This is a genomic window from Starkeya sp. ORNL1 (assembly GCF_012971745.1).
GTDB lineage: Bacteria > Pseudomonadota > Alphaproteobacteria > Rhizobiales > Xanthobacteraceae > Ancylobacter.
The window spans coordinates 4,953,042-4,965,508 of sequence record NZ_CP048834.1; the positions used below are offsets into that span (position 1 = coordinate 4,953,042).

Sequence of the window (12,467 nt, forward strand, 5' to 3'; positions counted from 1 at the left end):
GGATGATGCCAAGCTTATATCCGATTGGCAACAGAAATTTCATATACGAAAAATCATTTGACATATCGGCAATAGACGTCGAAATCTGCCACACCATCCGCAACGCGATCCACGGGAACACGCATGCCCCTCGCCACGGAAACAGCGCGGCTCGGTCCGACCGGCCTCCGGACCACGAAACTGGGGCTCGGCACGGCGCCGCTCGGCGGGCTCTATCAGCCGGTGAACGACGAGGCAGCGGAGGCGACGATCGCCAAGGCATGGGACCTCGGCCTGCGCTTCTTCGATACTGCCCCGCAATATGGCAACGGGCTCTCGGAGCGCCGGTTGGGTAAGTTCCTCGCCGGCAAGCCACGCGACAGCTACGTGCTCTGCACCAAGGTCGGCCGGCTGCTGCGACGGCCTGCCGAGGCGGTCGGCGAGGATGCCTATTACAAGGGAACGCCGCCGGAGCGGCCGGTGTTCGATTTCAGCTATGACGGGGTGATGCGCGCGTTCGAGGAAAGCCTGGAGCGGCTCGGCACCGGCCGCATCGACGTGCTGCACATCCATGATCCCGACGACCATTATGACGAGGCCGTCGCCGGCGCCTATCGGGCGCTCGACCGGCTGCGCAGCGACGGCGTCATCGCCGCGGTCGGCGCCGGCATGAACCAGAGCGAGATGCTGGCCGACTTCGCCCGTGCCGGCCGCTTCGACTGCTTCCTGCTCGCCGGCCGCTACACGCTGCTGGAGCAGGGCGCGCTGGCCGATTTCCTGCCGCTGTGCGAGCAGCAGGGCGTCGGCGTCATCATCGGTGGTGTCTATAATAGCGGAATACTGGCGAACCCGACCCTTGGGGCCAAGTTCAACTATGCCGACGCCGACCCGGCGCTCGTTGCCCGGGCGCTCGAGCTGGATACGGTGTGCCGGCGCCACGACGTGCCGCTGAAGGCGGCGGCGATCCAGTTCCCGGCCGCGCATCCGGCGGTCGCTTCCATCCTCACCGGCGCCCGCAACGAGGCCGAGATCGTCGAGAACGAGGCGCTGTTCCGCCATCCGATCCCGCCCGCGCTGTGGCAGGAATTGCGGGAGCGCGAACTCATCGATCCGGCGGCGCCGACGCCATGAGCACCGGATCGCCTTTCGTCATCGATGCCCACCAGCATTTCTGGGACCCGTCGCGCGCCTCCTATCCCTGGATGGCGGGCGAGGCGCTTGCGCCGCTGCGCCGGCCTTATGGCCCCGATGATCTCGCGCCGCTGCTCGCGGGTTCCGGTGTCGACGCCACCATCATCGTGCAGTGCCGCCACGATGCGGCGGAGACCGAGGAATTTCTGCGCATCGCTGCCGCGACACCGTTCGTCGTCGGCGTTGTCGGCTGGGTCAACCTGGAGGCGCCCGACGTTTCCGGAGAGATCGCCCGGCTGCGCGTGCTGCCCGGCGGCGATCGCCTGGTCGGCATTCGGCACAATGTCCATGACGAGCCCGATCCAGGCTGGCTGAGCCGTCCCGGCGTGCTGCGCGGGCTGGAGGCGGTGTTCGCGGCAGGGCTCACCTTCGACCTGCTGGTCCGCACCCGCGAGCTGCCCGCGGCAATCTTCTGCGTGCGCCACTTTCCCGGCGCGCATTTCGTGCTCGACCATATGGCCAAGCCGCCCATCGCGCTCGGATTCGATGCCGAATGGGCGGAGCGTTTCGAGGAGATAGCGGCCTTCGACGGCGTCTGGTGCAAAGTCTCCGGTCTCGTCACCGAGGCCGATTGGGCCGGCTGGTCGCCGGCGACCTTCGAGCCCTATATCGCGCTGGCGCGCAGCGCCTTCGGCGACCAGCGGCTGATCTTCGGCTCCGACTGGCCGGTGGCGACGCTTGCCGCCGACTATGCGGCGGTCAAGGATATCGCCGGGCGATGCTTCTCCGGCGATCCGGAGGCTGAGCGCCGCCTGTTTGCCGGCAATGCGATCGACGCCTATCGCCTCGAACCGCTGCTTCGCACGGACCCACACAGCGAGACATCCCCATGACCGACGTCGATCTCGGCACCGGCCGCTGGCTCAACGAGCCGGCCAGCTGGTCCGTCGCATCCGGCACCCTGCATCTGACGACGGATGCGGCGACCGATTTCTGGCGCGAAACCCATTACGGCTTCGTCCGCGACAATGGCCATTTCTTCGGTTTTACGACCGGCGAGGCCTTCACCGCGGAAGTGCGGGTGCGGGGCAAATACCAGTCGCTTTATGACCAGGCGGGCCTGATGCTGCGCGTTGACGAGACGCGCTGGGTCAAGGCGGGCGTCGAGTTCACCGACGGCCATCATTATCTCAGCGTGGTGGTCACCGATGGGCGCTCCGACTGGTCGGTGACGCGGCTGGACGGCAACCTCGCCGACGTGCGGCTGCGCCTCACCGTACGTGGCGGCGCCTTGCGGGTGCAGGCCTCCACCGACGGCGAGACATGGCCGCTGCTGCGCCTCGCGCCGTTCCCGGTGGCGGCCGCCTATCAGGTCGGGCCGATGGCCTGCACGCCGGAACGCGGCGGCCTTGAAATCGCGTTCTCGGATTTCCGCATCCTGCCGCCGACCGAGCGCGATCTGCACGACCTCTCATGACGACAGCTGAACAAACAGGGCGGACACCATGCTGATCGGCATCGATCCCATACTGAACCCGGACATCCTCCATGCACTGCGCGCCATGGGGCATGGCGACGAACTTGTCATCGCCGATGGCAGCTTTCCTGCCGAGACCGTGGCGCGCCGGCTGTTGCGCATGGAGGCGAGCGACATGCCGCGCATGCTGCGCGCCGTGTTCAGCGTGCTGCCGATCGACGAATCCGAGCCCGATCCCGTGCTCGGCATGGAGGTCATCGGCGAGCCCGAGACCATCATGCCCGCCCATGAGGAGATCAGCGCCATACTTGGCGAGGTGACCGGCGGCGCGGTCCACCTCAAGCGGATCGAACGCTACGCCTTCTATGAGCGGGCCAGGCAGGCCTTCGCGGTGATCGCGACTGGCGAGCGGCTGTTCTACGGCAACGTCATCATCCGCAAGGGAACGGTGGCCTGACGCTAAAGCGGCCAGGCATTTGGAGACACAGACGTGAAACTGCTGCGTTACGGGCCGTCCGGCGAGGAGCGTCCCGGCCTGCTCGACGGCGAAGGCCGCATCCGGGATCTCTCGGCCATCGTCGCGGATATCTCCGGCAAGACCCTATCGCGATCCGGCATCGAGGCGCTACGGCGGCTCGATCCGGCCGCGCTGCCGCTGGTGGCGGACCCCGTGCGGCTCGGCGCGTGCGTCGCCGGCGTCGGCAATTTCATCGCGGTCGGGCTCAATTATGCCGACCACGCCCGCGAGAGCGGGCTGCCAATCCCGGACGAGCCGGTGCTGTTCAACAAGGCGCCGTCCTCGATCTCCGGGCCGAACGATCCGATCATCGTGCCGCCGGGATCGAGCAAGCTCGACTGGGAGGTGGAGATCGCCATCATCATCGGCGAGGCCGCCTATGGCATCACCGAGGCCGACGCGCCCGGTGTCATCGCCGGCTACTGCATCTGCCACGACGTCTCCGAGCGCGCCTTCCAGAATGAGCGCGGCGGGCAATGGACCAAGGGCAAGAGCTCCCCGAGCTTCGGCCCGCTCGGCCCCTATCTGGTGACGCCGGACGAGATCGCGAACGCGCAGGACCTGGCGCTGTGGCTCGACGTCAATGGCGTGCGCATGCAGGCCGGCTCCACCGCGACCATGATCTTCGGTCTCCATTTTCTCGTCTCGTACGTCTCGCGTTTCATGCGGCTGGAGCCGGGCGACGTCATCACCACCGGCACGCCACCCGGCGTCGGCATGGGGCAGAAGCCGCCGCGTTATCTCCAGCCCGGCGATAGCGTCGAGTTGGGCATTGCCGGGCTCGGCAGCCAGCGCCAGCGGGTGCAGGCCCATGGGTGATCCGGATGTGGTGGTAAAGCCGGCTCCTCGCAGCGTCCGGCTCGATCCGGGCGACAATCTCATCGTTGCGGTCGATGCCATCGAGCGCGGCGTCGTGGCAGGTGGTGTCATCGCCACCGATCGCATCCCGCGCGGCCACAAGATGGCGGTGGCGCCGATCGAAGCCGGCGCGCCGATCATCAAGTTCGGCCAGATCATCGGCTTCGCCACTGCGCCCATCGCGCCGGGCACCTGGCTGCACGAGCACAATGTCGGCCTCAAGAATTTCGAGCGCGGCTATCATCCGGCCGGGGACACCGGCACCCGGCTGCCGGCCGCCATCGCGCCGCCGGCCACCTTCGAGGGCTTTCGCCGGGCGGACGGCAAGGTCGGCACCCGAAACTATCTGGGCATACTCAGCTCGGTGAACTGCTCCGCCACCGCGGCGCGCTTCATGGCGGAGGAGATTGCCCGTTCCGGCGTGCTGGCGGATTTTCCGAACATAGACGGCGTGGTTCCGCTGGTGCACGGCACCGGCTGTGCCATGGACACAGAGGGCGAAGGCTTTGAGGTGCTGAAGCGCACCCAATGGGGCTATGCGGCGAACCCCAATATGGCGGCGGTGATCATGGTCGGCCTCGGCTGCGAGGCGTTCCAGATCGACCGCTGGAAGCAGGCCTACGGCATCGTCGAGAACGAGCGCTTCCGCAGCCTGACGATCCAGCAGACCGGCGGCACGCGCCGCACCGTCGAGGCCGGCGTCGCCGCGATCCGCGAGTTGCTGCCGCTCGCCAACCAGGTGCGGCGTGAGCGCGTGCCGGCCTCGCATTTGATGCTGGCGCTGCAATGCGGCGGCTCGGACGGCTATTCCGGCATCACCGCTAACCCGGCGCTCGGCGCCGCCGCGGACCTGCTGGTCGCCCATGGCGGCACCGCGATCCTTTCCGAGACCCCGGAGATCTACGGCGCCGAGCATTTGCTGGCGCGGCGGGCGGCACGGCCGGAGATCGGCGAGCAGCTGATCGGGCTGATCCGCTGGTGGGAGGATTATGCGGCGCGCAATCGCGGCGTGATGAACAACAATCCCTCGCCCGGCAACAAGGCGGGCGGGCTCACCACCATTCTGGAGAAGTCGCTCGGCGCCGCCGCCAAGGGCGGCTCTTCACCGCTGACCGGCGTCTATCGCTATGCCGAGCCGGTGACGGCGAAGGGGCTGGTGTTCATGGACACGCCCGGCTTCGATCCGGTCGCCGCCACCGGCCAGATCGCTGGCGGCGCCAATGTGCTCGCCTTCACCACCGGGCGCGGTTCCGCGTTCGGCTCCAAGCCGACGCCCTCGATCAAGCTCGCCACCAACACGCCGATGTATGAGCGCATGGTCGAGGACATGGACATTAATTGCGGCGACATCCTCGACGGCGTGTCGATCGAGCAGAAAGGCCGCGAGATCTTCGAGCAGATCCTCGCGGTCGCCTCCGGCCGCCGGACCAAGTCCGAGCTGCTCGGCTATGGCGACCACGAGTTCGTGCCCTGGCAGATCGGCGCGACGATGTGAGCCGACTTACTCCCTCTCCCCGTCGGGGAAAGGGTTGGGGTGAGGGGCCTTCACCGCTCCGCAATCGCGTTCCCCCTCACCGACCCGCTTCGCGGGCCACCTCTCCCCAACGGGGAGAGGGAATTGCAGGTCAAGCTTTCACGCCGCCCGGGATTCCCGCCGGCCTTCGGGACGGGGGAGGTCGTAATGGTCGCGCAGCGTGGTGCCTTCATACTCGCGGCGGAACAGGCCGCGGCGCTGCAGGATCGGGATCACGCCGTCGACGAAATCCTCCAGCCCGCCGGGAAGATAAGCCGGCATGAAATTGAAGCCGTCCGCGGCGCCATTGCTGAACCAATGCTCGATGCGATCGGCGAGCTGGTCGGTGCTGCCGACAAAGGTCTGGTGGCCGCGCGCCCCGGCGAGCCTGTGGAGCAACTGGCGGATGGTCAGCTTCTCGCGCTTCGTCAGCTCGATGACCAGTGCAGTGCGGCTGCGATGACCCTCCACCGCCGCAACATCGGGGAAGGCGTCGAGCGGCACCGGGGCATCGAGCGGGAAATCACTGAGATCGACGCCGCTGAACTGCCGGAGCTGGCGCAGGCCGTATTCCGGCACGGTCAATTCGTTCAACTCCTCGGCGAGCTTTTTCGCCTCGGCCTCGGTGCCGGCGATGATCGGAGAGAGGCCGACCACGATCTTCACGTGCTCCGGATTGCGGCCGTTCTCGGCCACCTGGCGCTTGAGCTCGGCATAGAAGCGCTGGCCGTCCTCCAATGTGCGCTGGGCTGTGAACACCACTTCGGCATGGCGGGCGGCGAAGGCGACGCCGGTTTCCGACGAGCCGGCCTGGATCAGCACCGGGCGGCCCTGCGGGGAGGGCGGCACATTGAGCGGACCGCGCACCTTGAAGAATTCGCCTTCGTGCGAGATCGGATGGATGCGCTCGATGTCGGCATAGATGCCGCTGGCGCGGTCATGGACGATGGCGTCCGAGTCCCAGCTGTCCCACAGCTTCTTCACCACCTGGACGAAGTCCTCGGCGCGGCGGTAGCGGTCGCGGTGGGCGATGACGCCGTCGAGCCCGTAATTGCGCGCGGCGTTCTCGCTGGACGTGGTCACGATGTTCCAGCCGATCCGCCCGCCGCTGATGAGATCGAGCGAGGCGATCTTGCGGGCGACGTTGAACGGCTCGTTGAACGAGGTGGAAATGGTCGCGGCGAGGCCGATATTCTGCGTCACCGCGCTCAGCGCGCCGTGCAGCGCCACCGGGTCGAGCTGCTCGACCGGGCGCAGCTTCACATTGTCGGAGAGCGCAGGCGTATCGCCGAAGAACACCGCGTCGAGCTTGCCGCGCTCGGCGATGCCGGCGACCTTGCGCTGATAGTCGAGCGCGGTGAGGCGCACCGGCTCCGAGCGCGGATGGCGCCACGCGCCCTCATGGTTACCGCCGGTCGAGACGTGGACGTTGAAATGTAGCTGGCGAGGACGCGAAGCCATGGTGTCACCTTGTCAAGGAGCGGGACGGGGCAGCGAAATCCGACGGGCTATTCGCCCGATGCCGGTACGCGCCAGCGGGAGAGGCGGCGCTCGATCGTGACCAGAAGCTGGTTGATGGCGAGGCCGATGAAGGCGATCGTCAGTATCCCGGCATACATTTTCGGCAGCAGGAAGTTGAACTGCGCGTAGTTGATCAGATAACCGAGGCCGCGGGTGGCGCCGACCATCTCGGCGGCGATCAGCACCAGGATCGAGCTTTGCGCCGCCAACCGGAAGCCGGTGAACACCGACGGCACCGCCGAGGGCAGGATGATCTTGGCGAAGATGGCCGGAGCCGAGAGCGCGAGCGAGCGCGCCGATTTGATCAGCAGCGGATCGACGCTCTTCACGCCGCTGATGGTGCTGAGCAGGATCGGGAAGAAGCAGGCGAAGGTGACGATGCCGATCTTCGAGGCCTCGCCGATGCCGAGGAACAGGATGAAGACCGGCAGCAGCGCCAAAGCCGAGGTGTTGCGGAAGAATTCCAGCACCGGATTGAGGAAGCTGCGCACCCGGGCATACCAGCCGATGGTGAGCCCGAGCGGCACGGCGACCAGCGCCGCGAGGCCGAAACCGGTCACCGAGCGGGTGAGGCTGCCCACGATATGATTCTGAAGCTCGCCGGAGCGCAGCATTTGCCACAGCACGGCAAGGACCTTGCTGAGCGGCGGGAACCACACCTGGTCGACGATACTGAGGCGCGGCAACAGCTCCAACAAGGCGAACACGGCGAGCAGCGAGGCAGTCTTCCACAGCGCGCCGCCGAGCAGCCGGGAGGCCGCGGCAATGCCGCTGGTGAGGCTGGCACCGGCTGCGGCGCGGCGAAGGTCCTCAGTCGTCACGGACATGCTGGTTCTCCCGAGAGCCTAACTCGCAATTGCAATCACCCGCCGCGACGGCGACCCTCCCTCTCCCCGTCGGGGAGAGGGTTGGGGTGAGAGGTCTTCTTCGCTTCCCAGCCGCGTTCCCCCTCACCGACCCGCTTCGCGGGCCACCTCTCCCCACCGGGGAGAGGGAAGTATGAGCTGGCAGTGTCTGGACGGACGCTCCAACCGCGCTCAGTCCTGGCCCTTCCAGTAGGGATTGAAGTCGTTGGTGTAGACCTTCGCGAGGTTCAGCGCGTTGGCGTCGACTTCGCCGCGCGAATTGAGCCATTCGACCCACATCGCGAAGTCCTGCTTCTTGATCCAGCCGCCTTCGGTCTCGATGCCGAGGCTCTGCCAGTATTTGAGCGGGGCGGTCTGATTGCCACGGCCCTTGCTCTCCAGATATTTGGTGTAGACCTCGACGACGTCGCCGCGCTTGTTCGCCTTCTCGCGCTCCTGGCTCCAGGCGATGGCCTTGGCGAGCCCCGCCACCAGGTGCTTCGTGGTGTTCGGGTTTTTGGCGATGAAGTCGGCGCGCAGCACGCCGGTATTGTCGTTGTAGGTACCGAGCAGGTCGACATTGCGCGCCAGCGCCTTGATGCCGCCGCGGGCCAGCGCCGCGTCGCGGAAGGTGAAGCCGAGGCTCGCCGCGCTGATCTGGCCGTTGCGAAGCGTCTGCTCGACGTTCGGCGTCGGCAGCGGTACGAACGTCACCTGCTTGATCTCGTCCTGGGTCAGTCCGTTCTTGGCGAGATAGAGATCGGTGACGGCTTCCTGATTGGCGCCGAGCGTGTTGACGCCGACCTTCTTGCCGATCAGGTCGCGGGCGTTGTTGATCTGGCCATTGTCCAGCGCATAGAGCCCCGGCGAGGTGAGCTCATTGGTGCCGCGCCAACTCACCACCGCGACGAGCGGAGCGCCGGCGGCGACGATGTTCAGCACCGCGCCGTTGAATGCGGAGGCGATATCGGTCTGGCCGGTGGCCGCGGCCTGGAGATTGGCGGGACCGCCCTGCACGTCGCCGACGCGCTCCAGCGTGATCGGCTTGAGATAGCCGAGCGCATCGGCCAGCTCGAGCGGGCTGATGTCCGCGCCGGTGCTGGACTGATAGCGGATGGTCGTGGTTTCCAGCTTCGGTGCGTCCTCGGCGAGGGCGCCCAATGGGAAAACGTGAAGCGAGAGCAGCAGCGTGCCGGCGGCAAGCAATGCGCGGCGGGTCGAATGGGGAGGCATCGGCGGTCTCACTCTCAATTGGCGACGGCGGCCGCCTCGCGCTCGCGGCGCGGTGGCTCATTCGATCTGACGGTTGCGGTGGTGCGGGCGCGCGCGACTTCGGTGCGCAGCAGGTCCCAGATCTGGTGCCGGTAGCGGGCGAAATCGGGATGCGAGCGGATGTCGGCGTCGAGGTCGCCGCGCGGCAGCTCGACATCGATCAGCGCCTTGATGCGGCCGGGCCGTGAGGTCATCACCGCGACGCGCTGGCCGAGATAAACCGCCTCGTCGATCGAGTGGGTGATGAAGACGATCGTGGTCCGGGTGCGCTGCCAGAGGTCGAGCAGCTCTTCCTGCAGCAGCTCGCGGGTCTGGGCGTCGAGCGCGCCAAACGGCTCGTCCATAAGGAGGATGTCCGGCTCATAGACCAGGCTGCGGGCGATCGCCACGCGCTGCTTCATGCCGCCGGAAAGCTCGTGCGGAAAACGCTGCTCGAAGCCCTTGAGGCCGACCAGCGCCAGCGCGTCCTGCGCCTTCTGCCGGCGCTGGCGGCGCGACAGGCCGCTCGATGCCTCCAGCGAAAACTCGACATTGGCCAGCGCGGTGCGCCACGGCAACAAAGCGTATTGCTGGAAGACGATGCCGCGGGAGAGGCTCGGCCCGCGAACCTCGTGGCCGTCGATACGCAGCGAGCCTTCGGTCGGGTGCGCGAGGCCAGCCAGTATCTCCAGCAGCGTGGTTTTTCCGCAGCCGCTCGGGCCGACGATGGTGAGGAATTCACCGGCTGGCACATCAAGCGCGACGTTGTTGATGGCGACGAACTCTTCGCTGCCACGACCACTGTCGTCGCGGATGGCGAAGCTGTGGCGATCGATCCTGAGCTGGATCTTCGGGACGGCAGAGCGAGGGGCGGGTGGCGTTGACATATCATAATCGATAAAATCTATAGATTATAGAGTCAACACCCTTTCGACCCTGCCGCGTTTTCAATTGGTCCCGCGTTCAGCGCGCTTGCAGATGCTCAACCATCGCCACCACGGCGATCTCGTAGCCCGCGGGACCGAGCCCGATCAGGCATCCGGTCACCGCCGCGGACAGCGGCGAATGGTGGCGGAAAGCCTCGCGCTTGAAGACGTTGCTGACATGCACCTGATAGATCGGCTTGCCGAGGGCGGCGAGCGCGTCGAGGATGCCGATCGAGGTGTAGGACAGGCTGCCGGCATTGATGATGATGCCGTCGGCACTGCCCCGCGCCTGCTGGATCCAGTCGATCAGCACGCCCTCATGGTTCGACTGGCGGCACTCCAGCTCGGCGCCGAGGCTTTTCGCCCGCGCACGGCACCGCGCTTCGATATCGGCCAGCGTCAGGCTGCCATAAGGGCCGGTGGGGTCGAGGCCATAGAGGTTGGTGTTGGGGCCGTTGATGATCTCGATCCGATACGGCGCAGGCATGTCGAACTCCTGTACTCAAGACGAATAGGGCAGTCAGGCCACGCGCTCGCGCGGGCGGGTCGCGGCCATGGCAGGACGGGCATCGAACTCGGCAAACCATAGCGCAGCCTGAGGACAGCGCTCGCGCCAGCCGAGCTCGGCGAAGCGGAAGTCGAGATAGCCGAGGGCGCAGCCCATGCTGATGGTGCCGATCGTCATGGCATCATCCAGGGTCGGCACGATCGCCTCGATACGCTGGAGCGCGCCGTCGATCTTGGCGAGCTGCGCCTCGCGCCAGACCCGCCATTGCTTCTCCTCGGGACGCATGACCGCCTCGTAGCGTGCGGTCAGCGCGGCATCGAGCAGGCCATCGCTGAGCGCCTGCTGGGTGAGAGCGTTCCACCGTTCCGGCCCATTCGGGGGGAACAGGGAAGGCGCCGAGCCCCGCGCCGCCAGATATTCGCAGATCACCGGGCTGTCATACAGGGCGGTGCCGTCATCGAGCACCAGTGCTGGAATCTTGCCGAGCGGATTGGCGTCGGTGAGCACCGCGTCGCGGTTCACCGGACTGGCGGCGTTGAAGACGATCTCGATGGCGTCGAGGAGGCCGGCCTCCTGCGCGACCACCATGACCTTGCGCACGAATGGCGAGGTCGGGGCATGGAACAGCTTCACGGCGGCATCAGTCCTTCATGTAATTGGGCAGCCATGTGCTGAGCTCCGGCACCGCCATCAGCAGCAGCGTGAACAGGATGATGGCGATGAAATACGGGATGTTGGCCTTGAACACCTGGACCTGATCGACGCCCGCGATCCGCCCGGAGATGATGAGCGCGATGCCGATCGGCGGATGCAATTGGCCGATGACCACCGCCATCACCATCAGCACGCCGAAATGCACCAAGTCGATCTGGAAGGCGAGCAGCGTCGGCAGGATCACCGGCACCAGCACCGGGATCAGCGGATCAAGGAACATGCCGGCGATGATGGCGAGGATCATCAAGGCGACAAGGCGCATGAACATGCTGTCGCCGATGGTGATGGCGTCGATCATCTGCGCCAGCGCCTCGGGAACGTGAGCGCTGGCAAGGCTGACGCCAAGCGCGCCGGACAGGCCGACCATGAGCAGCAACTCACCGGACAACTGCACGGCCGCCAGCGTGGCGCGATAGACGTCGCGCACTCCCATCGAGCGATACACCAGCATGGAGACGGCGATGGCATAGACCACGCCGAAGGCGCCGCCCTCGGTCGGGGTGAAGACGCCAATGGTGGTGCCGCCGACGATGATGGCGGGCATGCCGATGGAGAAGAAGGCGGATTTGAACGTTGCCCAGATCTCGGGAAGCGAGAGGTCGCCGTGCCGCGGGAAATTGCGGGTGCGGGCGAGCACGAACACCACGCCCATGAAGACGAGGCCCATCAAAATGCCGGGAATGATGCCGGCCATGAACAGCGCGCCGAGCGAGGTTCCGGTCACCGCCGAATAGAGGATCATCGGCGAACTCGGGGGGATCATCGGGCCGACGCCGGAGGAGGCCGCGCAGGTGGCGGCGGCGAAGTCCGCCTTGTAGCCGGCCTTCTTCATCGCCGGGATGGTGATGGAGCCGGTGCCGGCGATATCGGCGGTCGACGAGCCGAACATGCCGCCGAGAAAGATGCTGGTCAGCACATCGACCTGGGCGAGGCCGCCGCGCATCCAGCCGACGAGCGAATGCGCGAAGTCGAACAGCCGGGTGGACAATCCACCGACATTCATGATGACGCCGGCCAGCACGAACAGCGGCAGCGACAGCAGCGTGTAGTCGCTCATGCCGTTGATGATGGATTGCGGCATCACCAGCGCCCATTGGCCGCCGAGAAACAGGCCGACCGCGACCGACCCGACCAGGGCCGCCACCATCGGCACGCCGAGGATGAGCAGCATGACGAGGAACGAGATGCCGAGCGCGGCGCCGACCATGTGAAGACCTCCTCGGTTGG

General features: G+C 66.5%; 13 protein-coding genes. 6 read left to right on the forward strand and 7 right to left on the reverse strand.

Annotation, left to right across the window (positions count from 1 at the left end):
* Positions 1-123: 123 nt before the first annotated feature.
* From G3545_RS23370 to G3545_RS23395, 6 genes are read left to right on the forward strand one after another with little or no spacing between them, the layout of a single operon-like run.
* Positions 124-1,110, forward strand: coding sequence for an aldo/keto reductase (locus tag G3545_RS23370; RefSeq protein ID WP_170016161.1), 987 nt, complete (start codon positions 124-126; stop codon positions 1,108-1,110).
* Positions 1,107-2,003, forward strand: coding sequence for an amidohydrolase family protein (locus G3545_RS23375; protein WP_170016163.1), 897 nt, complete (start codon positions 1,107-1,109; stop codon positions 2,001-2,003). The genes G3545_RS23370 and G3545_RS23375 overlap by 4 nt, the downstream gene beginning before the upstream one ends.
* Positions 2,000-2,587, forward strand: a complete 588-nt coding sequence (locus G3545_RS23380; protein ID WP_170016165.1) for a DUF1349 domain-containing protein — start codon at positions 2,000-2,002, stop codon at positions 2,585-2,587. Before G3545_RS23375 ends, G3545_RS23380 begins: the two co-directional genes overlap by 4 nt.
* 28 nt (positions 2,588-2,615) lie before the next feature.
* Positions 2,616-3,044: an RbsD/FucU domain-containing protein gene (locus G3545_RS23385; RefSeq protein WP_170016167.1), complete on the forward strand. Its 429-nt coding sequence runs from the start codon at positions 2,616-2,618 to the stop codon at positions 3,042-3,044.
* Between the two features lie 33 nt (positions 3,045-3,077).
* On the forward strand, positions 3,078-3,923 hold the full coding sequence (locus G3545_RS23390; RefSeq protein ID WP_170016169.1) for a fumarylacetoacetate hydrolase family protein: 846 nt from the start codon (positions 3,078-3,080) through the stop codon (positions 3,921-3,923).
* Positions 3,916-5,457, forward strand: coding sequence for an altronate dehydratase family protein (locus G3545_RS23395; RefSeq protein WP_170016171.1), 1,542 nt, complete (start codon positions 3,916-3,918; stop codon positions 5,455-5,457). Before G3545_RS23390 ends, G3545_RS23395 begins: the two co-directional genes overlap by 8 nt.
* A gap of 138 nt (positions 5,458-5,595) precedes the next feature.
* Here the strand turns inward: G3545_RS23395 and G3545_RS23400 are convergent, their stop codons facing one another.
* The 7 genes from G3545_RS23400 to G3545_RS23430 form a co-directional block, all read right to left on the reverse strand.
* Complete coding sequence (locus G3545_RS23400; protein ID WP_170016173.1) at positions 5,596-6,936, reverse strand: LLM class flavin-dependent oxidoreductase; 1,341 nt, start codon at positions 6,934-6,936, stop codon at positions 5,596-5,598.
* 47 nt (positions 6,937-6,983) lie between these two features.
* Positions 6,984-7,823, reverse strand: a complete 840-nt coding sequence (locus tag G3545_RS23405) for an ABC transporter permease (protein WP_170016175.1) — start codon at positions 7,821-7,823, stop codon at positions 6,984-6,986.
* A 210-nt stretch (positions 7,824-8,033) separates the two neighbouring features.
* A complete protein-coding gene (locus tag G3545_RS23410) occupies positions 8,034-9,074 on the reverse strand; it encodes an ABC transporter substrate-binding protein (protein ID WP_170016177.1) in 1,041 nt (346 codons plus the stop codon).
* Positions 9,075-9,088: 14 nt separating this feature from the next.
* The gene (locus tag G3545_RS23415; RefSeq protein WP_170016179.1) at positions 9,089-9,979 is read right to left on the reverse strand and encodes an ABC transporter ATP-binding protein; all 891 of its coding nucleotides are present in this window, start codon (positions 9,977-9,979) and stop codon (positions 9,089-9,091) included.
* 76 nt (positions 9,980-10,055) lie between these two features.
* Positions 10,056-10,505 carry a type II 3-dehydroquinate dehydratase gene (locus G3545_RS23420; protein WP_170016181.1) on the reverse strand — a complete coding sequence of 150 codons (450 nt, stop codon included), beginning with the start codon at positions 10,503-10,505 and terminating at the stop codon, positions 10,056-10,058.
* Positions 10,506-10,538: 33 nt separating this feature from the next.
* The gene (locus G3545_RS23425; protein ID WP_170016183.1) at positions 10,539-11,159 is read right to left on the reverse strand and encodes a glutathione S-transferase N-terminal domain-containing protein; all 621 of its coding nucleotides are present in this window, start codon (positions 11,157-11,159) and stop codon (positions 10,539-10,541) included.
* 7 nt (positions 11,160-11,166) lie between these two features.
* On the reverse strand, positions 11,167-12,447 hold the full coding sequence (locus tag G3545_RS23430; protein ID WP_170016185.1) for a TRAP transporter large permease: 1,281 nt from the start codon (positions 12,445-12,447) through the stop codon (positions 11,167-11,169).
* Positions 12,448-12,467 lie beyond the last annotated feature (20 nt).

Coding starts and splice junctions, on each gene's coding strand:
- G3545_RS23395 (WP_170016171.1), top strand. CDS start 3,916: ATGGGTGATCCGGATGTGGTGGTAAAGCCGGCTCCTCGCAGCGTCCGG.
- G3545_RS23385 (WP_170016167.1), top strand. CDS start 2,616: ATGCTGATCGGCATCGATCCCATACTGAACCCGGACATCCTCCATGCA.
- G3545_RS23375 (WP_170016163.1), top strand. CDS start 1,107: ATGAGCACCGGATCGCCTTTCGTCATCGATGCCCACCAGCATTTCTGG.
- G3545_RS23410 (WP_170016177.1), bottom strand. CDS start 9,074: ATGCCTCCCCATTCGACCCGCCGCGCATTGCTTGCCGCCGGCACGCTG.
- G3545_RS23370 (WP_170016161.1), top strand. CDS start 124: ATGCCCCTCGCCACGGAAACAGCGCGGCTCGGTCCGACCGGCCTCCGG.
- G3545_RS23405 (WP_170016175.1), bottom strand. CDS start 7,823: ATGTCCGTGACGACTGAGGACCTTCGCCGCGCCGCAGCCGGTGCCAGC.
- G3545_RS23380 (WP_170016165.1), top strand. CDS start 2,000: ATGACCGACGTCGATCTCGGCACCGGCCGCTGGCTCAACGAGCCGGCC.
- G3545_RS23400 (WP_170016173.1), bottom strand. CDS start 6,936: ATGGCTTCGCGTCCTCGCCAGCTACATTTCAACGTCCACGTCTCGACC.
- G3545_RS23420 (WP_170016181.1), bottom strand. CDS start 10,505: ATGCCTGCGCCGTATCGGATCGAGATCATCAACGGCCCCAACACCAAC.
- G3545_RS23430 (WP_170016185.1), bottom strand. CDS start 12,447: ATGGTCGGCGCCGCGCTCGGCATCTCGTTCCTCGTCATGCTGCTCATC.
- G3545_RS23415 (WP_170016179.1), bottom strand. CDS start 9,979: ATGTCAACGCCACCCGCCCCTCGCTCTGCCGTCCCGAAGATCCAGCTC.